This is a genomic window from Streptomyces sp. NPDC051180 (genome assembly GCF_040689545.1).
Taxonomy (GTDB): Bacteria; Actinomycetota; Actinomycetes; order Streptomycetales; family Streptomycetaceae; genus Streptomyces.
Genome location: NZ_JBFBBC010000007.1, coordinates 235,282 through 257,638, shown reverse-complemented (window position 1 = coordinate 257,638; position 22,357 = coordinate 235,282). Strand labels below are relative to the sequence as shown.

The window sequence follows — 22,357 nt, the reverse complement described above, 5'->3', positions numbered from 1 at the left end:
GTGACCTCGTCCGCCACCATGCTGGTCCTCGGCATCAGCCACGCCAGCGCCCCGCTCGACCTCCTGGAGAGACTCGCCGGCACCGACCGGCCCGCCGAGGACCTCGTCTCCGACGTGACCTCCGTCGACGGCATCGACGCCGCCGTCGTCGTCTCCACCTGCAACCGCCTGGAGATCTACGCGGAGACCCGCGGCGTCCCCTCCGACCTCGGCGAACTCGGCGACCTGGGCGAGCTGTTCGCCCAGCACACCGGCGTCGACCGCGAGGAGATCGCCCCCCACCTCTACAGCCACCACGCCGACGGCGCGGTCCGCCACCTCTTCGCCGTCGCCTCCGGACTCGAGTCCGTCGTCGTCGGCGAGGACCAGATCCTCGGCCAGGTGAAGCTCGGCCTCGAACGGTCCCAGCGGCTCGACCGCACCGGCCGGGTCCTCGCCAAGGCCGTCCAGACCGCCCTGCGGGTCGGCAAGCGCGCCCGCAACGAGACCGGGCTCAACGAGGCCGGCCGCTCGCTCGCCACCGCCGGACTCGCCTTCTTCGAGCGCCAGGTCGGCTCGCTGCACGGCAAGACCGCCCTCGTCATCGGCGCCGGCGCCTTCGCCGGCGTCGTCGTCGCCGCCCTGCGCCGCTCCGGCCTCGACCGGGTGCACGTCGCCAACCGCACCCCCGACAAGGCCCAGCGCCTCGCGGACACCACCGGCGGCACGGGATACGGCCTGGAGGACATCCCCCGGCTGCTCACCGAGGTCGACGTGGTGGTCGGCGCCACCGCCGCCACCGGCCACCTCGTCACCGCCCGGCAGATCGAGGAGGCGCTCGCCGCCCGGGACGGCCGCGAGCTGTTCCTGCTCGACCTGTCGCTCCCGCACAACATCGCCCCCACCGCGGCCGAGCTGCCCGGCGTCACCTTCGTCGACCTGCGCCGGATCGCCGAGGAGGGCCAGGAGGACGAGATCTCCACGGCCAGCGTCCAGGCCGCGCACGAGCTGATCGACGCCGAGGTCGAGCAGTTCCGCACCGGCCTGCGCCTCGCCGGGGCCAAACCCGTCCTCACCGCCCTCCGCACCGCCGCCACCGAGGCGGCCGAGGCCGAACTCGACCGGCTCGCACGCCGGCTGGAGGGCCTCGACGGCGCGGCCCGCCAGGAGATCGGCCGCAGCGTCCGGCGGATCGTCGACAAGGCGCTGCACCAGCCGACCGTCCTGGTCAGGGAGCTGGCCGCCGATCCGGACGGCGCCCGGCACATCGCCGCCTTCACGCGGCTCTTCGCCGCCGCGGAGTCCCACGGTGACGGCGGCGACCACGCGCACCACCCGAACGACGCGAACGACACGAACGAGAAGAAGATCGAGGCCATCGCATGAGTGACATCTCGGCTCTCTGGGAAGCCGAATCCATCGCGGTCATCGGCGCCAGCGAGCGCCCCGGCGCCCTGGGCCGCAAGCCGCTCGACTACCTCCTCCGCTACGGCTACAAGGGCCGCATCCTGCCGGTCAACCCGCGCTCGCCCGAGGTCCTCGGCGTCCCCGCGTACCCCAGCGTGAAGGACGCCCCCGGCCCCGTCGACCTGGCCCTGATCATGGTCTCCGCCGAGCGGGTCCCCGGCGCCGTCGACGACTGCGTGGCCGCCGGCGTCAAGCTCGCCGTGATCGCCTCGTCGGGCTTCGCCGAGACCGGCGAGGAGGGCGCCCGCCTCCAGGCCGAGGTCGTCGCCAAGGCCCGGGCCGGAGGGCTGCGGATCATCGGACCCAACTGCATCGGCGCCGTCGGCTACGAGAACCGCGTCCTCGCCACCTTCAGCCCCCTCTTCGGCGCCGAGTCCGTGCCCTTCGAGCCCGGCACCCTCGCCTTCGTCAGCCAGAGCGGCGCCCTCGGCTTCGGCGCGGCCAGCCTCGCCCTGGAACGGGGCCTGCGCCCCGGCTGGGTGGTCAGCACCGGCAACGACGCCGACGTCACCGCGCTGGAGGTCCTGCGCGAACTCGCCACCGTCCCCGACGTCACCGGCCTCCTGGGCTACCTGGAGGACACCCCGGACATCGGCACCCTGCGCGAACTCGCCGCCTCCGGCAAGCCCGTCGCCCTGCTCAAGTCGGGCCGCACGGAGGCGGGCGGCCGGGCCGCCGCCTCGCACACCGGCGCCCTCGCCACCGACGACCGCGTCCTGGACGCCGCCCTGCGCGGCCTCGGCATCGTCCGCGTCGACGACATCGACGAACTCCTCGACGTCGCCCGGGTCTTCGAGTCCGAAAGGCGGCCCGCCGGCAACCGTGTCGCCGTCGTCACCACCTCGGGCGGCTCCGGCATCCTCGCCGCCGACGCCGTCGAGGCGCACGGCCTGGAGCTCAGCGACCTGGAGCCGCGCAGCAAGGAGGCGCTGGCCGAGATAGTCCCCGCCTTCGGGGCGATCGACAACCCCGTCGACATCACGGCCACGGTCCTCAGCGACCCCTCGCTCTTCGACCGCTCCCTCGACGTCCTGATCGCCGACGACACCGTCGACATCATCGTCGCGGCGTTCTGCGTGATGGCCGGCCCCGACGTGGAGAAGGCCGTCAACGCCCTCTCCCGGGCCGCCGAGAAGGGCGGCAAGCCCATCCTCGTCGCCCGCACCGGCGCCGACTTCCTCGCCCCCGACGCCCCCCGCGACCTGCGCGAGGCCGGACTCCCCGAGTACCCCACGCCGGCCCGCGCCCTGCGCGCCGCCGCCGCTCTCTGGGAGGTCAGCCGACCCCGTACGCTGCCGGACGCGCCGCGCCCCGGGACCGTCCCCGGACCCGGCACCGACGCCGAGGAGCCCGAGCTGAAGCGGCTCCTGGCCGAGGCCGGGATCGCCGTCCCGAAGGGCCGGATCGCCGAGGACGCCGAGGACGCGGCCCGCGCCGTGACCGAGGTCGGCGGTACGGCGGTGCTCAAGGCCGTGGTCCCCGGCCTGCTCCACAAGACCGAGGCGGGCGGCGTCGAGATCGGCGTCACCCCCGACACGGCGCCCGAGGTGTTCGCCCGGCTCGCCGCGCTCGGCGGCCGGGTGCTCGTCGAGGAACTCGTCGGCGAGGGCGTCGAGCTGATCGTCGGCGTGCACACCACCGACCTCGGCCCGGTGCTCACCGCCGGCCTCGGCGGCATCTTCACCGAGGTCCTCGACGACGTCGGCCACCGGCTCCTGCCGCTCGCCCCCGGAGAGGGGGCCGAACTCCTCGCCGGACTGCGCGGCGCGAAGGTACTCCACGGTGCCCGGGGCGCGGCCGCCGTGGACGCGGCGGCCGCGGCGGACCTGCTGCACAGGGTCGGCGCACTCGTCCAGGACTGGCCGGCCGGCTTCGCGCTCGACCTCAACCCGGTCCGGGTCCTCCCCGAGGGCGTGGTCGTCCTCGACGCGGCGATCGGTCTCGACGGTCAGGAGGCGGGCCGATGAGCCGCGCGGAGACCAACAGCAAGGCGCTCTTCGAGCGGGCCCGCAAGGTCACGCCCGGCGGGGTCAACTCACCCGTCCGCGCCTTCGGGGCCGTCGGCGGCACCCCGCCCTTCATGGCCTCGGCCCAGGGCCCGTACCTCACCGACAGCGACGGCAACGAGTACGTCGACCTCATCTGCTCCTGGGGTCCGATGATCCTCGGCCACCGCCACCCGGCCGTCGTCGAGGCGGTCACCCGGGCCCTGGAGCACGGCACCTCCTTCGGGGCGCCGTCCACCGGCGAGGTCGAACTCGCCGAGGAGATCGTCGGCCGCGTCGACCCCGTCGAGCAGGTCCGCCTCGTCAGCTCCGGCACCGAGGCGACGATGTCCGCGATCCGCCTGGCGCGCGGCTTCACCGGGCGCGGCAAGATCGTGAAGTTCGCCGGCTGCTACCACGGCCACGTCGACGCGCTGCTCGCCTCGGCCGGCTCCGGCCTCGCCACCTTCGCGCTGCCCGACACCCCGGGCGTCACCGGAGCCCAGGCGAGCGACACCATCGTCCTGCCGTACAACGACCTGGCCGCGGTCGAGAAGGTCTTCGCCGAGATCGGCGACGAGATCGCCGCCGTCATCACGGAGGCCGCCCCGGGCAACATGGGCGCCGTCCCGCCGCTCCCCGGCTTCAACGCCGGACTCAAGGAGATCACCGCCCGCCACGGCGCGCTCTTCATCTCCGACGAGGTGATGACCGGCTTCCGGGCCAGCCGCTCCGGCTGGTACGGCCGGGACGGCGTCGCCCCCGACCTGCTGACCTTCGGCAAGGTCATGGGCGGCGGCTTCCCGGCGGCGGCCTTCGGCGGCCGCGCGGACGTCATGGCCCACCTCGCCCCGGCCGGCCCCGTCTACCAGGCGGGCACCCTCTCCGGGAACCCGGTCGCCACCGCCGCCGGACTCGCCACCCTGCGGCACACCACGCCCGAGGTGTACGAGCGGCTCGACCACGTCTCGCAGACCATCGGCCGCGAGGTCTCCGCCGCCCTCGCCAAGGAGGGCGTGGCCCACCGGCTGCAGTACTCCGGGACGATGTTCTCGGTCTTCTTCACGGAGGACGAGGTGGTCGACTTCGACTGCGTCCGCGCCACCGAGGCGTACCGCTACACGCCCTTCTTCCACGAACTCCTCCGCCGCGGCGTCTACCTGCCGCCCTCGCCCTTCGAGGCGTGGTTCGTCTCCGCCTCGCACGACGACCGCGCCCTCGCCCGGGTCGTCGAGGCGCTCCCGGCCGCGGCGGCGGCCGCGGCGGCGGCGAAGCCCTGACGGAGGAGCGGCGGAAAGGGAAAGGCCCCCGTGGTGTCCACCACGGGGGCCTTTCCCTCGTCACCGGCTCACGCGACGGGTTTCACGCGCCGGACGAGAACGGCGCTTTCACGCGGCCAGGTTCACCCGGACCTCGACGTTCCCGCGGATCGCCTTGGAGTACGGGCACCGACCGTGGGCGGCGTCCGCGAGCCGACGGGCCTCGTCGGCGTCGATTCCCGGCAGTTCGACGGTGAGGACCACCGACAGGCGGAAACCGTCCTCCTCCTTGTGCAGGGCCACCTCGGCGGTGACCGTGTCGTCGGCCAATGCGGTCCTCGACTCGCGCGCCGAGACCCGCAGCGCGCTGTGGAAGCAGGCGGCGTAACCGGCGGCGAAGAGCTGCTCGGGGTTGGTCGCCGTGCCGGAGCCCCCCACGGCCTTGGGACTCGACAGCGGAAGGTCGAGGAGCCCGTCGGAGGAGCGCACGGCGCCGTTGCGCCCGTCTCCCGTGGAGGCGACCTCGGCGGTGTAGACGACGGACATGTGTCCTGCCTTTCCGAATCGGAGAAGGGGGAATTCCCCCAGCCTTCCCGCCAGTCTCGAACGCCCCCGAATGACGGGCGCTACGGAATTCCGCAGTTCCCGCCACCACGCGCCGAATTACCGTGGAGAACATCACAGAACGCCGAATTCAAGGGAGTTGGCCATGGCGGGACCGCTGAGCGGAGTACGGGTACTGGAATTCGCGGGCTCGGCGCCCACCGCGTTCGTCGGCACCGTCCTGGCCGACCTCGGCGCCGACGTCGTCCGCGTCGACCGGGCGCCCGCCGGCCCCGCGGACCCCGACGGCGACCGCGCGCCCGAGAACCCCCTGTCCCGGGGCCGCCGGTCGGTCGCCCTCGACCTGAAGAGCCCCGACGGCGTGGAGCACGCCCTCTCCCTCGCCGAGCACGCCGACATCCTCGTCGAGGGATTCCGCCCCGGTGTCGCCGACCGCCTCGGCATCGGCCCGCAGGCCGCCCTCGCCCGCAACGCCCGCCTCGTCTACGGCCGGGTCAGCGGCTGGGGCCAGCAGGGGGAGTGGGCCGGACGCGCCGCCCACGACCTGGCGGTCCTCGCGCTGACCGGCGCCCTGGACACCGACCCCGGGACCGGCGCCCCGGTGCAGCCGCCCACCGCGTACCTCTCCAGCTTCGCCGGCGGCGCCAACGTCCACGTGCAGGGGCTGCTCGCCGCCCTCCACGCCCGCGAGCGCACCGGCCGCGGCCAGGTCGTCGACACCGCCCTCGCCGACGGCGCCGCCCTCATCTCGACCCTCGTCCACCAGTGGCGCGAGGTGCCCGGCAACCACACCGTCACCGACGCCCCGCACTACTCGCTCTACCGGGCGGCCGACGGCGGGTACCTCGCGGTCGCGGCCATCGAACCGCGGCTCTACGACAACCTCCTGGACCAGCTGGGCCTCGCCGCCACCGAAGAGCTCCCGGACCGCGCCGACCCTGCCGCCTGGCCCGCGCTGCGCGCCCTGCTCGCCGCCCGCTTCGAGAGCCGCGACCGCGAGCACTGGGTCAAGCTCTTCGACGCCGTGGACGCCGGGGTGGCACCCGTCCTCACCGCGGCGGAGGCGGCGGGGCACCACCAGCTCGCCGCCCGCGGCGCCTTCGTCGACGTCGGCGGCACCCTCCAGCCCGCCCCCGCCTCCCGCTTCGGAGCCACCCCCGCCGGCCTCCCCGGCCGTGCCCCGCTCCCCGGCGAGCACACGGCGGAGGTCCTCACCGAGTGGCGGGGCTGAACCGCGCCCCCGCGCCGGAGGCTCGCCCGGCCGCTCACCCCTCCAGGTAGCGCAGCACGGCCAGGATCCGGCGGCTGTAGCCGTCGGTCCTGACCAGCTCCAGCTTGTCGAAGACGGAGTTGAGGTACTTCTCCACCGCGCTGAGGGAGAGGTGCAGCCGACGTCCGATGGCCGCGTTCGTGTACCCCTGGGCCAGCACCTCCAGGACCTCGCGCTCGCGCGGGGTGAGCCGGGCCAGCGGATCGGCGCGGTCGCCCTGGACGACCAGCTGCCGGACGACCTCCGGATCGATCGCCGCGCCGCCCTCGTGGATCCGGTCGAGTGCGTCGAGGAACTCGTCGACCTGCGCCACCCGGTCCTTCAGGAGATAGCCGACGCGCTCCGCGCCGGGAGCGAGGAGCCGGGCCGCGTAGCTCCGCTCGACGTGCTGGGAGAGGACGAGCACCCCCGTCCCCGGCAGCCGCTCGCGGATCTCCACCGCCGCCCGCAGCCCCTCGTCGGTGTGGGTCGGCGGCATGCGGATGTCGGCGACCACGACGTCCGGCCGCCGCGCCTCCGTCTCGGCGACCAGGGTCCGCGCGTCGCCGAGGGCCACCAGGACCTCGTGGCCCTCCTCGGCGAGCAGCCGGACCAGGCCCTCCCGCAGCAGGGTGGAGTCCTCGGCGAGGATCAGGCGCACGGCAGCTCCGCGACGAGAGTGGTGGGTCCCCCGAGGGGGCTGTCGACGCGCAGCACGCCGTCGAGCGCGGCGACCCGGCTGCGCAGCCCGGTCAGTCCGCCGCCGTCCGGGTCCGCGCCGCCCGTGCCGTCGTCCTCGACCCGCACGGTCAGGAGGGCGCCCTCGCGGGACACCCGTACGGCCACGGCCGACGCCGCGGAGTGCTTGGCGGCGTTCGTGACGGCCTCGGAGACCACGAAATAGGCAGCCGTCTCCACCGGCCGGGGCAGCGGCTCGTCGCCCACCTCGAACCGCACGCGCAGCGGCAGGGAGCAGCGCCGCGCCACCCCGCCCAGTGCCTCCTCGAGCCCCAGCGCGTCGAGCGCCGACGGGTACACCCGCCACGCCACGTCCCGCACCTCGGCCAGGACCTCCCGGGCCTCCCCGTGTGCCTGCCGCAGCAGCGCGTCCACCCGCTCGGGGTCCTGCCCGCGCTCCCGGCCCCGGCGGGCCCGGCCGAGCAGCATCGCCAGGGCCACGAGCCGCTGCTGGACGCCGTCGTGGAGGTCCCGCTCGATCCGCCGGCGCTCGGAGTCCACGGCCTGGACCACCGCGGCCCGGCTGACGGCCAGCTCCTCGACGCGGCGCCGCAGCAGGTCGCGCTCCGACGGCCCGAAGCACTCCCGGGCGATCCGGGCGTCGAGCGCGGCCAGCGCGTGCAGCCCCTGCGCGTCCAGGAAGAGTAGGACACCGCCGAGCAGCAGCTGCGTGAGCAGCTCCTGCCAGCCGAGCGTCCCGCGGGCCACTCCCCGGGCCAGCAGCACGGCGAGCACGGCCCCGAAGCCGAGGAGCCCGAGGACGGCCCCGCACACCAGCCCCGTCCAGCCGCGGACCGCCAGATAGCGCAGCAGCCGAGGGCCGGGGACCTCGTACGGCTCCGGGAAGCGGTCGCCGAAGAAGAACGAGCGGCGCCACCGCTCCAGAGCCGCGGGCCGCCGGGCCCCGGCGACCAGGATCGCCAGGGCGTCCGGGCGGGTCCGCGGCCACAGCAGGAAGGGCCCGAGGGCGGCGCCGGCGACCAGCAGGTACAGCGCGTCGAGCAGCGCGCTCGGGCAGCCCAGGACGACGCCCGCGGCCCTCGAGTGGGCCTTCGCACCGGCCCGTTCGTCGTCCCCCATGGCCCCCGAGCTTAGGCCGTGGCCGCAGCGCACCGGACCCCGTTCGGCCTCCCCGTCCCGCTCGTGAGCCCCGGGGCCTCCCGCCGGGCGGTCCGCGCCCGTCACGAGGTGCGGCGGTGCCGGTTGCGGCCGCGCCCCCGGAGCCGCACCGCGAGGAAGGCGCCCAGCGCCACCACGACCAGCACCAGGACGGCCTTCGACAGCACGCCCACGTACCCCTCGACCACGTCCCACCCGTCCCCGAGCCAGTAGCCGGCCAGCACGAGCACGCTGTTCCAGACGAGGCTGCCCAGCGTCGTCAGCATCAGGAAGACGGGCATCGGCATGCGCTCGACACCGGCCGGCACGGAGATCAGGCTGCGGAAGATCGGCACCATCCGGCCCAGGAACACCGCCTTGGTGCCGTGCCGCGCGAACCACCGCTCGGTCCTCTCCAGGTCCGCGACCCTGACCAGCGGCAGCCGCGCCCACAGGGCGTGCATCCGCCGTCGGCCGAAGAGCGCCCCGATCCAGTACAGCGCCACCGCGCCCACCACCGAACCGAGCGTCGTCCACAGCAGCGCCGACGTGAGGCTGAGCACGCCCTGCCCGGCGGCGAAGCCGGTCAACGGCAGGATCACCTCACTGGGCAGCGGCGGGAAGAGGTTCTCCAGCGCGATGGCGAGGCCGGCCCCGGGCCCGCCCATCGTGTCGACGAGCCCGGCGGCCCACCCGGCGAAGCCGTCGGCGGGCTCCCCGGTCAGGGCCGGGGAAGCGGCGGCGAGGAGCGTGGTGATCGGCACGGTGGCCTCCAGACGGCGCGGACGGCGTGCCGGGACCCCTCGTCCCGGCACTCCTGAACGCTAGGAATCCCGGCTCCCCGCCGGTACGCGGCTTCCCTTCCGGCCACCCTGCGGAAAACCGCAGGCGGCGCCCCGCCGCCACCGCCTAGGGTCGGCCGGGACCGGGACAGCGCCGAGGGGGAGCCATGACCAGGAACGACCGGATACCGGGCTCGGGCCCTCGCCGCACCCCCGGAGGCACGACCCGGTGAACGGCGACGAGCCCGTCTTCAAGAAGAGCCGGTGGGGCGCCAACCGCTACGCGTACAACCCGGCCAACCCCGTCGGTCTCGCCCTCATCGTGATCACCGTCGTCGTGGTCTTCACCGTGCTGCTGCTCCTGCAGAACCGCGTCGGCCCCTTCGCCCCGGATCCCGGCCCCACCTGGAGCCCGCCGCCCACGACGGACCCGTGGCCGTTCGTCCCGCCGCCGCAGACCTCCCCGGCCACCGGCACCCCCTGACCGCCCGGCCGCCGCTCGCGGGGCGGGGGCTCTCCGCGGACCGCCTACCCTTGGACGCATGACGAGCAGCAGCGACCGGAGCACCGCAGTGAGCGTTGACGGATCCAAGACCTACGAAGTGCGCACCTACGGGTGCCAGATGAACGTCCACGACTCCGAGCGGCTCTCCGGTCTGCTGGAAGAGGCGGGCTACGTCCGCGCCCCCAAGGACGCGGACGGCGACGCCGACGTCGTCGTCTTCAACACCTGCGCGGTCCGTGAGAACGCCGACAACAAGCTGTACGGCAACCTCGGCCGGCTCGCCCCGATGAAGACCACCCGGCCCGGCATGCAGATCGCCGTCGGCGGCTGCCTGGCCCAGAAGGACCGCGACACCATCGTCAAGAAGGCCCCCTGGGTCGACGTGGTCTTCGGCACGCACAACATCGGCAAGCTGCCGGTCCTCCTGGAGCGCGCCCGCGTCCAGGAGGAGGCGCAGATCGAGATCGCCGAGTCCCTGGAGGCGTTCCCCTCCACGCTGCCGACCCGCCGCGAGTCCGCGTACGCGGCCTGGGTCTCCATCTCCGTCGGCTGCAACAACACCTGCACCTTCTGCATCGTCCCCGCCCTGCGCGGCAAGGAGGAGGACCGCCGGCCCGGCGACATCCTCGCCGAGATCGAGGCCCTCGTCGCCGAGGGCGTCTCCGAGATCACCCTGCTCGGCCAGAACGTCAACGCCTACGGCTCCGACCTCGGCGACCGCGAGGCGTTCTCCAAGCTGCTCCGCGCCTGCGGGCGGATCGAGGGCCTGGAGCGCGTCCGCTTCACCTCGCCCCACCCCCGCGACTTCACCGACGACGTGATCGCCGCCATGGCCGAGACGCCGAACGTCATGCCGCAGCTCCACATGCCGATGCAGTCCGGCTCGGACACGATCCTCCGCGCGATGCGCCGCTCCTACCGGCAGGAGCGCTTCCTCGGGATCCTGGAGAAGGTCCGCGCCTCCATCCCGCACGCGGCCATCTCCACCGACATCATCGTGGGCTTCCCCGGCGAGACCGAGGAGGACTTCGAGCAGACGATGCACGCCGTCCGCGAGGCGCGCTTCGCGAACGCCTTCACCTTCCAGTACTCCAAGCGCCCCGGCACCCCGGCCGCCGACATGGACGGCCAGATCCCCAAGGAGGTCGTGCAGGAGCGCTACCTGCGGCTCGTCGCCCTCCAGGAGGAGATCTCCTGGGAGGAGAACAAGAAGCAGGTCGGCCGCACCCTGGAGGTCATGGTCGCCGAGGGCGAGGGCCGCAAGGACGGCGCCACCGCCCGCCTCTCCGGCCGCGCCCCCGACAACCGCCTCGTCCACTTCACCAAGCCCGCCGAGGACGTCCGCCCCGGCGACGTGGTGACCGTCGAGATCACCTACGCCGCCCCCCACCACCTCCTCGCCGAGGGCGCCGTCTCCTCCGTCCGCCGCACCCGCGCCGGCGACGCCTGGGAGAAGCGCACGGCCGCGGCCGCCGCCAAGCCCGCCGGCGTCCTCCTCGGCCTCCCCACCATCGGCGCCCCCGCCCCCCTTCCGGCGGCCGAAGCCCCGGCCTGCGCCGGGCACTGACCCACCGCGCACGGCCGCCGCGCCGTCCGACCGCACGACGGCCGGGCGGCGCGGCGGCCGTCGTACGGTCGGACCGCGCGGCGGTACGACCCAGGGGTCCGGCTCCGTCGCGCCGCGGCTCTCCCGTGCGTCAGGGAGGCGGCCCCGGCGGAGGGGCGCAGTAGGCTGCCGATCATGCTTGTCGCCGCAGCCGTCTGTCCCTGCCCGCCGCTCCTCGTGCCCGAGGTCGCGACCGGAGCCGCCCCCGAGCTGGACGCCGCGCGCGCGGCGTGCGCCGACGCCGTCGGGCTGCTCGCCGCCGCGCGTCCGGACCGGCTGTACGTCGTCGGCGCGGCGCCCGACGGCGGCCACGGGGTCCACCCGGCCGGCTCGACGGGCTCCTTCGCGGGCTTCGGCGTCGACCTGTCCGTACGGCTCGGCGAGGCCCCGGCGGGCGACGGGGACGAGGGCGCCCGCCGCGCGCTGCCGACCTCCCTCGCGGTCGGTGCCTGGCTGCTCGGCAGGGCCGGATGGGCGGACGCGCCGATCGAGGGCCTGGGCGTGGACGGGGCGGCGACGCCCGACGTCTGCGCCGGGCTCGGCCGCGGGCTGGCCGACTCCGCCGGGCGGGTCGCCCTCCTGGTGCTCGGGGACGGCAGCGCCTGCCGGACCGTCAAGGCCCCCGGCTACCTGGACGAGCGGGCGGAGGACTTCGACGCCGCGGCGGCCCGCGCGCTGGGCACGGCCGACACGGCCGCGCTCCTCGCCCTCGACACCGGGCTCGCCCACGAGCTGAAGGCGGCCGGCCGCGCCCCCTGGCAGGTCCTCGCGGGCGCCGCCCAGGGCGCGGGGCTCGACGGCAGGCTCCTCTTCGAGGACGCCCCGTACGGCGTGGGGTACTTCGTCGCCGCCTGGTCCTGACGGACGGTCGGCCACGACGGGCGCGGGACGACGCGACGGCGGACGGCCGCGGAGCGAGCTGCTCCGCGGCCGTCCGCCGTCGCGAGGGACCGACCGCCCGTGCGGGGGCGTGCCGTCAGGCGGCCGGGGGCGGGGGCGGGGTCGGTCCGCCGCCGGGGCCTGCGCCGGGACCGCCGCCCTGGCCACCGTCCCTGCCGTCGTCGTTGTGGCCGATGCGGTCGATGGCGTCCTTCGCCTTGCCCGTACCGGTCTGGATCTTGTCGCTGTACTTGCCCTTGGTCTTCTCGTCGACCATCTTCGCGGCCTTGTCCAGGCCGTGGTCGATCTTCTCCCCGTGCTGCTGCGCGAGGTCCGCGACCTTGTCCTTGGCCGGTCCGAGCTTGGCCTTCAGCGAATCCAGGAGACCCATGGGGCACCTTCCCTCCGCGGACCCCCGAGGGGCCCGTCTTCCGTGTCCTGCCCCCGGAACCCCGGAGGCGGGCCTGCCGACGGACGCCTTCGCCCGCCTCGTCGTCGGTCCCGCTTCCTCCGGCGAAACATTGCCAAAAGTCCCTTTTCCACTCCAAAGCGTACTCGTGAGGGAGGGTTCCGCGGCGAACGGCGGCCGGAACCACGCACCGGGCGACCGACCCCGGACGCACCCCGTCACGCAGCTCGTTCGGGGACGGGCCGGGAGGTTTGCGAGACTGGGGCGGTGAGAAGCGCAGCTCCCGCCCCGCGGGTCATCGCCGTCGTCGGTCCGACAGCGGCCGGAAAGTCCGATCTGGGCGTCTTCCTGGCCCAGCAGCTCGGCGGCGAGGTCGTCAACGCCGACTCGATGCAGCTCTACCGGGGGATGGACATCGGGACCGCCAAACTGACGGTGGAGGAACGGGACGGCGTCCCGCACCACCTCCTCGACATCTGGGACGTGACCGAGGCCGCCTCCGTCGCCGAGTACCAGCGGCTCGCCCGCGCCGAGATCGACCGGCTGCTCGCCGCGGGCCGCACCCCGGTCCTCGTCGGCGGCTCGGGACTGTACGTGCGCGGGGCCGTCGACGCCCTGGAGTTCCCCGGCACCGACCCCGCCGTCCGGGCCCGCCTGGAGGCCGAGCTCGACGAGCGCGGCTCCGGAGTCCTGCACGCCAGGCTCGCCGCCGCCGACCCGGACGCGGCCCGCGCGATCCTGCCGAGCAACGGGCGCCGGATCGTCCGCGCCCTCGAGGTGATCGAGATCACCGGCAAGCCGTTCACCGCCAACCTGCCCGGTCCCGACTCCGTCTACGACACCGTCCAGATCGGTGTCGACGTGGCCCGTCCCGAACTGGACGAGCGCATCACCACGCGCGTGGACCGGATGTGGGAGGCCGGCCTCGTCGACGAGGTGCGCGCCCTGGAGGCGCTCGGTCTGCGCGAGGGGCGCACCGCCTCCCGCGCCCTGGGCTACCAGCAGGTCCTCGCCGCGCTGGCGGGGGAGTGCACCGAGGACGAGGCGCGGGCCGAGACCGTCCGGGCGACGAAGCGCTTCGCCCGCCGCCAGGACTCCTGGTTCCGCCGCGACCCCCGGGTCCACTGGCTCAGCGGGGCCGCCGGGCACCGCGGGGAACTCCCGCGGGAGGCGCTGTCGTTGGTCGAACGAGCGGTTACAGCCTGATCACGTGATGGCATCGGGACGCCCTGCCCGTCATTCCGGCGGTCGTGGGCGTGCCATCATCGAGCATCGATCGACCAAGTGGAGTCCGAGTGGGGAGGGCGCGTGGCGATGGAGGCCGGCCCTCGTGACAGAGAACAGCACGACGCGGCCCTGGACGACCCGACGGCGGACACCGCGGGTGACACCCCGGGCCACCCGACGGACGACGCGCCGCTCGGGGCGCAGGGCCTGAGCCCGGACGGCCCCGACGACGCGGTGGGCACCGCCGTCGAGGTGGACGCCGGCGAGGTCGAGGTCGAACTCCGCCCCCAGCGCCGTCTGAGGATCTGGCAGATCGCCCCGATCGTCGCCCTGGCCGCCCTCGGCTCGCTGATGTTCGCCTTCCCCCTCGCCTTCGGCTCGGGCGACGGCGGCGCGGTCGTCGCCATGCTCGGACTGCTCATCAGCTCCTGCGCCGCCGGCTGGGGGATGATGGCCGCCCGCAAGGTGGGCTACACCTGGCCGGGGCTGCCGCAGCGCGGTTCGGGCGAGCGGCCCGACTGGCGCGTCCTCGCGCTGTACGCGACCACCATCGCGGCCCTCGTCGTCCTCGCCGTCTGGCGCGTCGCCCGCCTCCGCTGACCCCGGGACCCACCCCGGCCCGACGGCCGGGCCGCACCTTCGCCCCACCCCGCGCGGGTCCGCCGGGGCCCCTCCCGTCCCGCCACCCGCGCGGCCACCGTCCCGGCACCCGGGCCGCCGCGCCCGGACGGCCGCCGCCCCGCCTGCGTCCGCCCCGCCCGGCCCCGTACAGTTGATCGCGTGACCAGCACGCAGACGCCGCAGCTCCCCGCCCTGAGGTTCCTGAAGGGCCACGGCACCGAGAACGACTTCGTGATCGTCCCCGACGCGGAGAACACCGTCGACCTGCCCCCGGCCTCCGTGGCGCGGCTCTGCGACCGCCGGGCCGGCATCGGCGGCGACGGACTGCTGCACGTCGTGCGCAGCGCCGCCCACCCCGAGGCACGGCACATGGCCGACGAGGCCGAGTGGTTCATGGACTACCGCAACGCCGACGGCTCGGTCGCCGAGATGTGCGGCAACGGCGTCCGGGTCTTCGCCCGCTACCTGGAGCACGCCGGCCACGTCACGGCCGGCGAGGTGGCCGTCGCCACCCGGGGCGGGATCAAGCGCGTCCACCTCGACAAGGACGGCTCCGTCACCGTCTCCATGGGCCGCGCGGCCCTGCCCGAGGCCGGGGTCACCGTCACCGTCGACGGCCGCAGCTGGCCCGCCCGCAACGTGAACATGGGCAACCCGCACGCGGTCGCCTTCGTCGAGGACCTCGCCCACGCCGGCACGCTCTTCACCGAGCCGCCGTACGCGCCGGCCACCGTCTACCCCGACGGCGTGAACATCGAGTTCGTCGCCGACCGGGGCCCCCGCCACGTCGCCATGCGGGTCCACGAGCGCGGCGCCGCCGAGACCCGTTCCTGCGGCACCGGCGCCTGCGCCGTCGCCGTCGCCACCGCCCGGCGGGACGGCACCGACCCCGCCGAGACCGGCACCCCCGTCACGTACACCGTCGACGTGCTCGGCGGGACGCTGGTGATCACCGAGCACCCGGACGGCGCGATCGACATGACCGGTCCGGCCGTCATCGTCGCCGAGGGCACCCTCGACCCGGAATGGTGGTCGGCACCCGGCGGAATCGAAACTGTCAACGACTGATTTGTCGCTCGAATGGGTGATCCGATTCACGCTGGGCGAGAGCGCGACTGCGCCACGTGGTGGGCTCGGTAGCATCAAGCACCGGCCCCCAGGGCACGTCTGGCCCGCCCGCCGCCGGTCGACGTTGCCGGAGGTGCCCCATGAGCGCAGAGGCCACCAACCCCGTGAGCCCGGCGGACGCCGCCGTCACCGACGCGAGCGTCCGCAGACGCGGTCGGGCCCGGATCGACCTGCGGCGGCTCGGCCGGGCCGCCCTGCTCGGCGCCACCGCGGGACCGGCGCCCCGTGACCGGCTGCCCGACGCCATCAGCCACGTGGCCGAGGCGCACCGGGCCCACCACCCCGACGCGGACCTCTCGGTGCTGCGCCGGGCGTACGTCCTCGCCGAGTCCTCGCACCGCGGCCAGTTCCGCAAGAGCGGCGAGCCGTACATCACGCATCCGCTGGCGGTGACGCTCATCCTCGCCGAGCTCGGCGCGGAGACCACCACCCTGACCGCCTCCCTCCTCCACGACACCGTGGAGGACACCGAGGTGACCCTCGATCAGGTGCGCCGGGAGTTCGGCGACGAGGTCGCCTACCTCGTCGACGGCGTCACCAAGGTCGAGAAGATCGACTACGGGGCCGCCGCCGAACCCGAGACCTTCCGCAAGATGCTGGTCGCCACCGGCAGCGACGTCCGGGTCATGTCGATCAAGCTCGCCGACCGTCTCCACAACATGCGCACCCTCGGCGTGATGCGCCCCGAGAAACAGGCCCGGATCGCCAAGGTCACCCGGGACGTCCTCATCCCGCTCGCCGAGCGGCTCGGCGTCCAGGCCCTCAAGACCGAGCTGGAGGACCTCGTCTTCGCGATCCTCCACCCCGAGGAGTACGAGACCACCCGCGCGCTCATCGCCGGCAACCCGCGGGCCGGCGACGCCCTCGACGCCGTCGCCGAACAGGTCGCCGCCGTCCTGCGCGAGGCCGGCATCGGCGCCGAGGTCCTGGTCCGCCCCCGCCACTTCGTCTCCGTCCACCGCGTCCGCCTCAAGCGCGGGGAGCTGCGCGGCTGCGACTTCGGCCGGCTGCTCGTCCTGGTCGCCGAGGACGCCGACTGCTACGGCGTCCTCGGCGAGCTCCACACCTGCTTCACCCCGGTGATCTCCGAGTTCAAGGACTTCATCGCGGCCCCCAAGTTCAACCTCTACCAGTCCCTGCACACCGCGATCGCCGCCCCCGACGGAGCCGTCGCCGAGGTCCTGATCCGCACCCACCGGATGCACAAGGTCGCGGAAGCCGGGGTCGTCGCCCTCGGCAACCCGCACGTCGGCCAGGAAGCGGCCGAGCAGCAGGACCCCGTCGCCCGCGCCGACGACGGCGAGCGCGTCGACCCCACCCGCCCCGGCTGGCTCTCCCGGCTCCTCGACTGGCAGCAGTCCGCGCCCGACCCGGACACCTTCTGGTCCTCGCTCCGCGCCGACCTCGCCGAGGACGACGAGATCACCGTCTTCTGCGCCGACGGCAGCGCCCCCGGCACGATCAGCCTGCCCGCCGGGGCCAGCTGCGTCGACGCCGCCTACGCACGGCACGGCGAGGCCGCCCACGGCTGTCTCGGAGCCCGCGTCAACGGCCGCCTCGCCCCGCTCGGCACCGTCCTCGGCGACGGCGACACCGTCCAGCTGCTCCTCGCCCAGGACACCCTCTCCGGACCGTCGGACACGGTCTCCGGCCCGTCGCCCGAGTGGCTCGACCACGTCCGCACCCCCGCCGCGCGGATCGCGATCACCGGCTGGCTCCGGGCCCACCCCGAGACCGCCGCGCCCCCGGCCCCCGGAGCGCCCCGGCCCCAGGTCAACGTCGCGGCCGACCGGAACTCCGGCGCCGAGCTCCACGCCGACCTGGACGGCGACGAAGCGGCCGCCGCCGTCCGCCCCGCCGGCTGCTGCACCCCCGTACCCCCCGACGAGATCACCGGATTCCGGGTCCGCGGCGGCTCCGTCACCGTGCACCGCGCGCGCTGCGCCGCCGTCGACGCCATGCGCCGGGTCGGCCGCGCGCCCGTCGCCGTCCGCTGGGGCGACACCGCGCAGGGCAGGGTCACCCTCGTCGCCGAGTCCTTCGGGCGGCCCGGGCTGCTCGCCGACCTCACCGAGGCCATCGCCACCGCCGGCGCCGCCGTGGTCGCGGCGAACGTCGAGCCGCCCAGCGAGCAGCGCGTCCGCCACACGTACACGCTCCACCTGCCCGACGCCGCCGGACTCCCCGCCCTCATGCGGGCCATGCGGGACGTGCCCGGGGTGTACGACGTCAGCCGCGCCCGCCGCGGGACCCCGGGGCAGCGGCGGACCTGACGCGCGAGGGCCCGACGGGGTGACCCCCTTCGGGTGGCGGGCGAGCGCGCCGCCCCGGGCGGCGGGGAATCCCCTGGTAGCGGTAGGGCCAGTCCTCCGGAAAGGCCCTGGCCCATGCCGCTCGTCCGAACCCCCCTGCCCCACGCGCGGTGGCTCCGCTCCGCCGTCCTCGTCGCCGCCTCCGCCGGGCTGGTCGCCGCCGCGCTGCCCGCCCCCACACCGCTCGGCATCGGCGACCCGCTCTTCCCACACCTCGGCAACCCCGGCTACGACGTCCTCGCCTACCACCTGGACCTCACCTACCCCGGCGTGAACACCCGGCCGCTGGCCGCCGTGACCACGATCGACGCGGTCGCCACCGACGACCTGGAGCGCCTCAACCTCGACTTCACCCACGGCACGGTCTCCGCCGTCACCGTGGACGGGCTCCCCGCCGAGTACACCGGCCGCGGCGAGGACCTGGTCGTCACCCCGGCCGTCGCCATCGACGCCGGCGAGACGGTCGAGATCACCGTGACCCACACCAGCGACCCGACCGGGCCCGCCGACACCGGCGGCTGGGTCCGCACCGGCGACGGCCTCGCCATGGCCAACCAGGCCGACGCCGCCCACCGGGTCTTCCCCTCCAACGACCACCCGGCGGACAAGGCGTACTTCACCTTCCGGGTCACCGCCCCCAGCGACCTCACCGTCGTCGCCAACGGACTCCCGGCCGGTCGCGCCGACCACGGCGCCACCACCACCTGGACCTACCGCACCCGCCACCCCATGGCCACGGAGCTCGCCCAGGTCTCCATCGGCCGCTCCACCGTCGTGCACCGCGACGGACCGCACGGCCTGCCCGTCCGGGACGTCGTGGCCACCGCGGACCGGCAGCTCATGGAGCCGTGGCTCCGGCGCACCCCCGGACACCTGGAGTGGATGGAGCGACAGGTCGGCGCGTACCCCTTCGAGACGTACGGGGTGCTCGTCGCCGACGCGGACACGGGGTTCGAGCTGGAGACGCAGACCCTGTCGCTCTTCGAGCGCGGCCTCTTCACCGAGCCCGCCTATCCGGAGTGGTACGTCGACTCGATCATGGTCCACGAACTGGCCCACCAGTGGTTCGGCGACAGCGTCTCGCCCCGGACCTGGTCCGACCTCTGGCTCAACGAGGGGCACGCCAGCTGGTACGAGGCCCTGTACGCCGAGGAGACCGCCGGCAAGTCCCTGGAGAAGCGGATGAAGGCGGCCTACGCGTCCTCCGACGCCTGGCGCGCGGACGGCGGACCGCCCGCGGCCCCCGAGCCCCCCTCGCCCGGCCACAAGATCAGCCTCTTCCGGCCCGTCGTCTACGACGGAAGCGCCCTCGTCCTCTACGCGCTCCGCCAGGAGATCGGCACCGACGCCTTCCGGACCCTGGAACGCCGCTGGGTCGCCGACCACCGCGACGCCACCGCCACCACCGCCGACTTCACGGACCTGGCCGGCGAGATCGCCGGGCGTGACCTCACGGCCTTCTTCCGCGGCTGGCTCTACGCGGCGAAGACCCCGGCCATGCCCGGACACCCCGACTGGCGCAGCCGCCCGGCGACCGCCGCGAAACCGGGATGACGGGCCCGGCCGGACCGTGCCACCATCGTCAGGTCGGCGGCGCGGCCGGCCCCGGGAATCTTCCGGAGCCCCCACGCGTTGCCACGGACACAGACCCATCGCTTCATTCGACGTAAGGATCCAATGACCTCCTCTTCTTCCCCTTCCCAGGACGAGCAGAGCTTCGCGGAGACGAGCCGTACCGAGAGCCTTCGGGCCGATGCCCTGATGGAAGAGGACGTCGCCTGGAGCCACGAGATCGACGGAGCGCGGGACGGCGACCAGCTCGACCGCTCCGAGCGCGCGGCCCTGCGCCGTGTCGCCGGCCTCTCCACCGAGCTCGAGGACGTCACCGAGGTCGAGTACCGCCAGCTGCGCCTGGAGCGCGTCGTGCTGGTCGGTGTGTGGACCTCGGGGACGGTGCAGGACGCGGAGAACTCCCTCGCGGAGCTCGCCGCCCTCGCCGAGACGGCGGGCGCCCTCGTGCTCGACGGCGTGATCCAGCGCCGTGACAAGCCGGACCCGGCCACGTTCATCGGCTCGGGCAAGGCGCGCGAACTGCGCGACATCGTGGTCGAGACCGGCGCCGACACCGTCGTCTGCGACGGCGAGCTCAGCCCCGGCCAGCTCATCGCCCTCGAAGACGTCGTCAAGGTGAAGGTGGTCGACCGGACCGCCCTCATCCTCGACATCTTCGCCCAGCACGCCAAGTCCCGTGAGGGCAAGGCCCAGGTCGCGCTCGCGCAGATGCAGTACATGCTGCCGCGCCTGCGAGGCTGGGGCCAGTCGCTCTCCCGGCAGATGGGCGGCGGCGGCGGTGGCGGCATGGCCACCCGTGGTCCCGGTGAGACCAAGATCGAGACCGACCGGCGCCGCATCCGCGAGAAGATGGCGAAGATGCGCCGGGAGATCGCGGAGATGAAGACCGGGCGCGACATCAAGCGGCAGGAGCGCCGCCGCAACAAGGTCCCGTCGGTCGCCATCGCCGGATACACCAACGCCGGCAAGTCCTCCCTGCTCAACCGGCTCACCGGCGCGGGCGTCCTCGTGGAGAACGCCCTGTTCGCCACCCTCGACCCGACCGTGCGCCGGGCCGAGACGCCGACCGGGCGGGTCTACACCCTCGCGGACACCGTCGGCTTCGTCCGGCACCTGCCGCACCACCTGGTCGAGGCGTTCCGCTCCACCATGGAGGAGGTCGCCGAGTCCGACCTCATCCTGCACGTGGTGGACGGCTCGCACCCGGCTCCGGAGGAGCAGCTGGCCGCCGTGCGCGAGGTCTTCCGGGACGTCGGCGCGGTGAACGTGCCGGAGATCGTCGTCATCAACAAGGCGGACGCGGCCGACCCGCTGGTGCTCCAGCGCCTGCTGCGGATGGAGAAGCACTCCCTCGTCGTCTCGGCCCGTTCGGGCCAGGGCATGGAGGAGCTGCTCGCCCTCATCGACGCCGAACTGCCGCGCCCGCAGGTCGAGCTCGAAGTCCTCGTGCCGTACACGCAGGGCGGTCTCGTCTCCCGGGTGCACGCCGAGGGCGAGGTCGAGTCCGAGGAGCACACCCCGGAGGGCACCCTGCTCAAGGCCCGGGTGCACGAGGAGCTGGCGGCGATGCTGGCACCGTTCGTGCCTGCCGCGCACTGACGCACCGCACCACGGCACAAGGGCGCTGCCCCTCCCCGTCCGGGGGAGGGGCAGCGCCCTTCGTCGTGGTGTGCCGACCGTCAGCCCGTGGCCGGCCGCCGGGTCAGCGGGCGAACTTCTTGCTGACCATGTCGTGGGCGGCCTTGGCGCCCTTGCCCAGCTGCGGACCCGCGAGCCAGCCGTTGCCGCCGGCCGGGCCGATCGAGGTGTTCGACACCAGCGCCGTCTTGCCGTTGGACAGCACGCGGAACCAGCCGCCGCCCGAGGAACCGCCGGTCATCGTGCAGCCGATGCGGTACATCGTCGGCGTGGCCGGAGCCGTGGTGAGCCGCGTGGCCCGGTCGAGGCACTTGTGCATGATCATGCCGTTGTACGGAGGCGCCGCCGGGTAGCCCCAGGCGCCCACCGTCCCGGACTGCGCGGGCGTCGGCGCCGAGAAGTCCACGGGCAGCGCGACGCCGACCGTCTCCTCCAGCGACTTGCCGCCCCGCTCCGGCTGGACGTGCAGCACGGCGTAGTCGTACGGCCATGCCTGGTTGGTGCCGCCCGCGTTGATCCACTCACCCGAGGTCACGGCCCAGTCGGCCCAGAACTGGCCGTAGGGGTAGACCTCGTGCGGCTGGGCGTTGTTCAGCGCCGCCGGCGACTTGCCGAGGTCGTTGAAGGCGGGGACGAAGGTGATGTTGCGGTACCAGCCGCCGCGCTTGCCCGCGTGGACGCAGTGGCCCGCCGTCCAGACGAGGTTGGACTTCCCGGGCCGGCGCGGGTCCTTCACGATCGTGCCGGAGCAGACCATGTGGCCCTGCGGAGAGTCGAAGAAGATCTTGCCGACCGGGGCCGCGTTGCGGTGGTACGGCGTCTTCTCGCGCTGCGCCGTGACCGGCCTGGGCGTCGGGTCGCTGCCGCCGGTACCGGCCTGCGCCGTGATCGTCTGGTCCGGGCTCTTCGCCGACTGCATGCGGGCGGGGTCCCAGAGGCCCTCGATCACCGGGTTGACGAAGTCCTCGGCCTCACGGAGCCAGGTCTCCTGGTCCCAGTTCTTCCACTCGCCGTCCTTCCACTTGTCCAGGTCGACGCCGTGCTTCTTGAGCTTGTCGGCCAGGTCCTTGGTCAGGTCGGTGCCGGCGTCGCCGGTGGCCGGTGCGGAGCTGCTCGCCCCGGCCGCCGGCTTGTCGGCCGCAGGAGTGTCGGTGGGACCGCAGGCCGTGGCGGTCAGCGCGAGCGCCGTCGCCAGGCCGAGGGCGGCCGGTATGAGTCGTACAGAGCGCATGAATCAATTCCCCGTTGGTGTCGCCATGTCGGTATTGCCATGGACGTGTCATGAGCGGTGCACAGTATGCCCGCCGGGCCCGAACGCGGCGGAGGCGGGACCGGATGG

19 protein-coding genes are annotated in these 22,357 nt (G+C 74.3%); 13 read left to right on the top strand and 6 right to left on the bottom strand.

What is annotated here, in order from left to right; translation table 11 throughout:
• From hemA to hemL, 3 genes are read left to right on the top strand one after another with little or no spacing between them, the layout of a single operon-like run.
• On the top strand, positions 1 to 1,365 hold the full coding sequence (hemA, locus tag AB0424_RS15805; protein ID WP_366305662.1) for a glutamyl-tRNA reductase: 1,365 nt from the start codon (positions 1 to 3) through the stop codon (positions 1,363 to 1,365).
• Positions 1,362 to 3,413 (top strand): acetate--CoA ligase family protein, encoded by a 2,052-nt coding sequence (locus AB0424_RS15800; RefSeq protein ID WP_366305660.1) that lies wholly within the window; start codon positions 1,362 to 1,364, stop codon positions 3,411 to 3,413. The genes hemA and AB0424_RS15800 overlap by 4 nt, the downstream gene beginning before the upstream one ends.
• The gene (hemL, locus tag AB0424_RS15795) at positions 3,410 to 4,711 is read left to right on the top strand and encodes a glutamate-1-semialdehyde 2,1-aminomutase (RefSeq protein ID WP_366305658.1); all 1,302 of its coding nucleotides are present in this window, start codon (positions 3,410 to 3,412) and stop codon (positions 4,709 to 4,711) included. Before AB0424_RS15800 ends, hemL begins: the two co-directional genes overlap by 4 nt.
• 108 nt (positions 4,712 to 4,819) lie before the next feature.
• Here hemL and AB0424_RS15790 read toward each other — a convergent pair whose 3' ends face one another.
• Entirely contained in the window at positions 4,820 to 5,236 is a 417-nt protein-coding gene (locus AB0424_RS15790) for an organic hydroperoxide resistance protein (protein ID WP_366305657.1), read from the bottom strand.
• A 163-nt stretch (positions 5,237 to 5,399) separates the two neighbouring features.
• Between AB0424_RS15790 and AB0424_RS15785 the strand changes: the two genes are divergently transcribed.
• The gene (locus tag AB0424_RS15785; RefSeq protein WP_366305656.1) at positions 5,400 to 6,485 is read left to right on the top strand and encodes a CaiB/BaiF CoA-transferase family protein; all 1,086 of its coding nucleotides are present in this window, start codon (positions 5,400 to 5,402) and stop codon (positions 6,483 to 6,485) included.
• A 34-nt stretch (positions 6,486 to 6,519) separates the two neighbouring features.
• Here the strand turns inward: AB0424_RS15785 and AB0424_RS15780 are convergent, their stop codons facing one another.
• From AB0424_RS15780 to AB0424_RS15770, 3 genes are all read right to left on the bottom strand, one after another.
• Positions 6,520 to 7,164: a response regulator transcription factor gene (locus AB0424_RS15780; protein ID WP_366305654.1), complete on the bottom strand. Its 645-nt coding sequence runs from the start codon at positions 7,162 to 7,164 to the stop codon at positions 6,520 to 6,522.
• Positions 7,155 to 8,321 (bottom strand): sensor histidine kinase, encoded by a 1,167-nt coding sequence (locus tag AB0424_RS15775; protein WP_366305652.1) that lies wholly within the window; start codon positions 8,319 to 8,321, stop codon positions 7,155 to 7,157. Before AB0424_RS15775 ends, AB0424_RS15780 begins: the two co-directional genes overlap by 10 nt.
• 101 nt (positions 8,322 to 8,422) lie before the next feature.
• The gene (locus AB0424_RS15770; protein WP_366305650.1) at positions 8,423 to 9,103 is read right to left on the bottom strand and encodes a DedA family protein; all 681 of its coding nucleotides are present in this window, start codon (positions 9,101 to 9,103) and stop codon (positions 8,423 to 8,425) included.
• 247 nt (positions 9,104 to 9,350) lie between these two features.
• Between AB0424_RS15770 and AB0424_RS15765 the strand changes: the two genes are divergently transcribed.
• From AB0424_RS15765 to AB0424_RS15755, 3 genes are all read left to right on the top strand, one after another.
• Positions 9,351 to 9,605: a hypothetical protein gene (locus AB0424_RS15765; protein ID WP_366305648.1), complete on the top strand. Its 255-nt coding sequence runs from the start codon at positions 9,351 to 9,353 to the stop codon at positions 9,603 to 9,605.
• Between the two features lie 58 nt (positions 9,606 to 9,663).
• Positions 9,664 to 11,193 carry a tRNA (N6-isopentenyl adenosine(37)-C2)-methylthiotransferase MiaB gene (miaB, locus tag AB0424_RS15760; RefSeq protein WP_366305646.1) on the top strand — a complete coding sequence of 510 codons (1,530 nt, stop codon included), beginning with the start codon at positions 9,664 to 9,666 and terminating at the stop codon, positions 11,191 to 11,193.
• A 174-nt stretch (positions 11,194 to 11,367) separates the two neighbouring features.
• A complete protein-coding gene (locus AB0424_RS15755; protein ID WP_366305645.1) occupies positions 11,368 to 12,093 on the top strand; it encodes a class III extradiol dioxygenase subunit B-like domain-containing protein in 726 nt (241 codons plus the stop codon).
• Between the two features lie 115 nt (positions 12,094 to 12,208).
• Here AB0424_RS15755 and AB0424_RS15750 read toward each other — a convergent pair whose 3' ends face one another.
• A complete protein-coding gene (locus tag AB0424_RS15750) occupies positions 12,209 to 12,502 on the bottom strand; it encodes an antitoxin (RefSeq protein WP_366305643.1) in 294 nt (97 codons plus the stop codon).
• 285 nt (positions 12,503 to 12,787) lie between these two features.
• Here AB0424_RS15750 and miaA point away from each other — a divergent pair, with 285 nt between their 5' ends.
• From miaA to hflX, 6 genes are all read left to right on the top strand, one after another.
• Positions 12,788 to 13,726: a tRNA (adenosine(37)-N6)-dimethylallyltransferase MiaA gene (miaA, locus tag AB0424_RS15745; RefSeq protein ID WP_366305641.1), complete on the top strand. Its 939-nt coding sequence runs from the start codon at positions 12,788 to 12,790 to the stop codon at positions 13,724 to 13,726.
• A gap of 108 nt (positions 13,727 to 13,834) precedes the next feature.
• Complete coding sequence (locus tag AB0424_RS15740; protein ID WP_366305773.1) at positions 13,835 to 14,347, top strand: hypothetical protein; 513 nt, start codon at positions 13,835 to 13,837, stop codon at positions 14,345 to 14,347.
• A gap of 180 nt (positions 14,348 to 14,527) precedes the next feature.
• Entirely contained in the window at positions 14,528 to 15,436 is a 909-nt protein-coding gene (gene dapF, locus AB0424_RS15735; RefSeq protein ID WP_366305639.1) for a diaminopimelate epimerase, read from the top strand.
• 140 nt (positions 15,437 to 15,576) lie between these two features.
• The gene (locus AB0424_RS15730) at positions 15,577 to 17,769 is read left to right on the top strand and encodes an HD domain-containing protein (RefSeq protein WP_366305638.1); all 2,193 of its coding nucleotides are present in this window, start codon (positions 15,577 to 15,579) and stop codon (positions 17,767 to 17,769) included.
• Between the two features lie 114 nt (positions 17,770 to 17,883).
• Positions 17,884 to 19,362, top strand: coding sequence for a M1 family metallopeptidase (locus tag AB0424_RS15725; protein WP_366305636.1), 1,479 nt, complete (start codon positions 17,884 to 17,886; stop codon positions 19,360 to 19,362).
• Between the two features lie 123 nt (positions 19,363 to 19,485).
• On the top strand, positions 19,486 to 20,979 hold the full coding sequence (gene hflX / locus AB0424_RS15720; protein WP_366305634.1) for a GTPase HflX: 1,494 nt from the start codon (positions 19,486 to 19,488) through the stop codon (positions 20,977 to 20,979).
• Positions 20,980 to 21,082: 103 nt separating this feature from the next.
• Here the strand turns inward: hflX and AB0424_RS15715 are convergent, their stop codons facing one another.
• Positions 21,083 to 22,249 (bottom strand): hypothetical protein, encoded by a 1,167-nt coding sequence (locus AB0424_RS15715; RefSeq protein WP_366305632.1) that lies wholly within the window; start codon positions 22,247 to 22,249, stop codon positions 21,083 to 21,085.
• Positions 22,250 to 22,357: the final 108 nt, after the last annotated feature.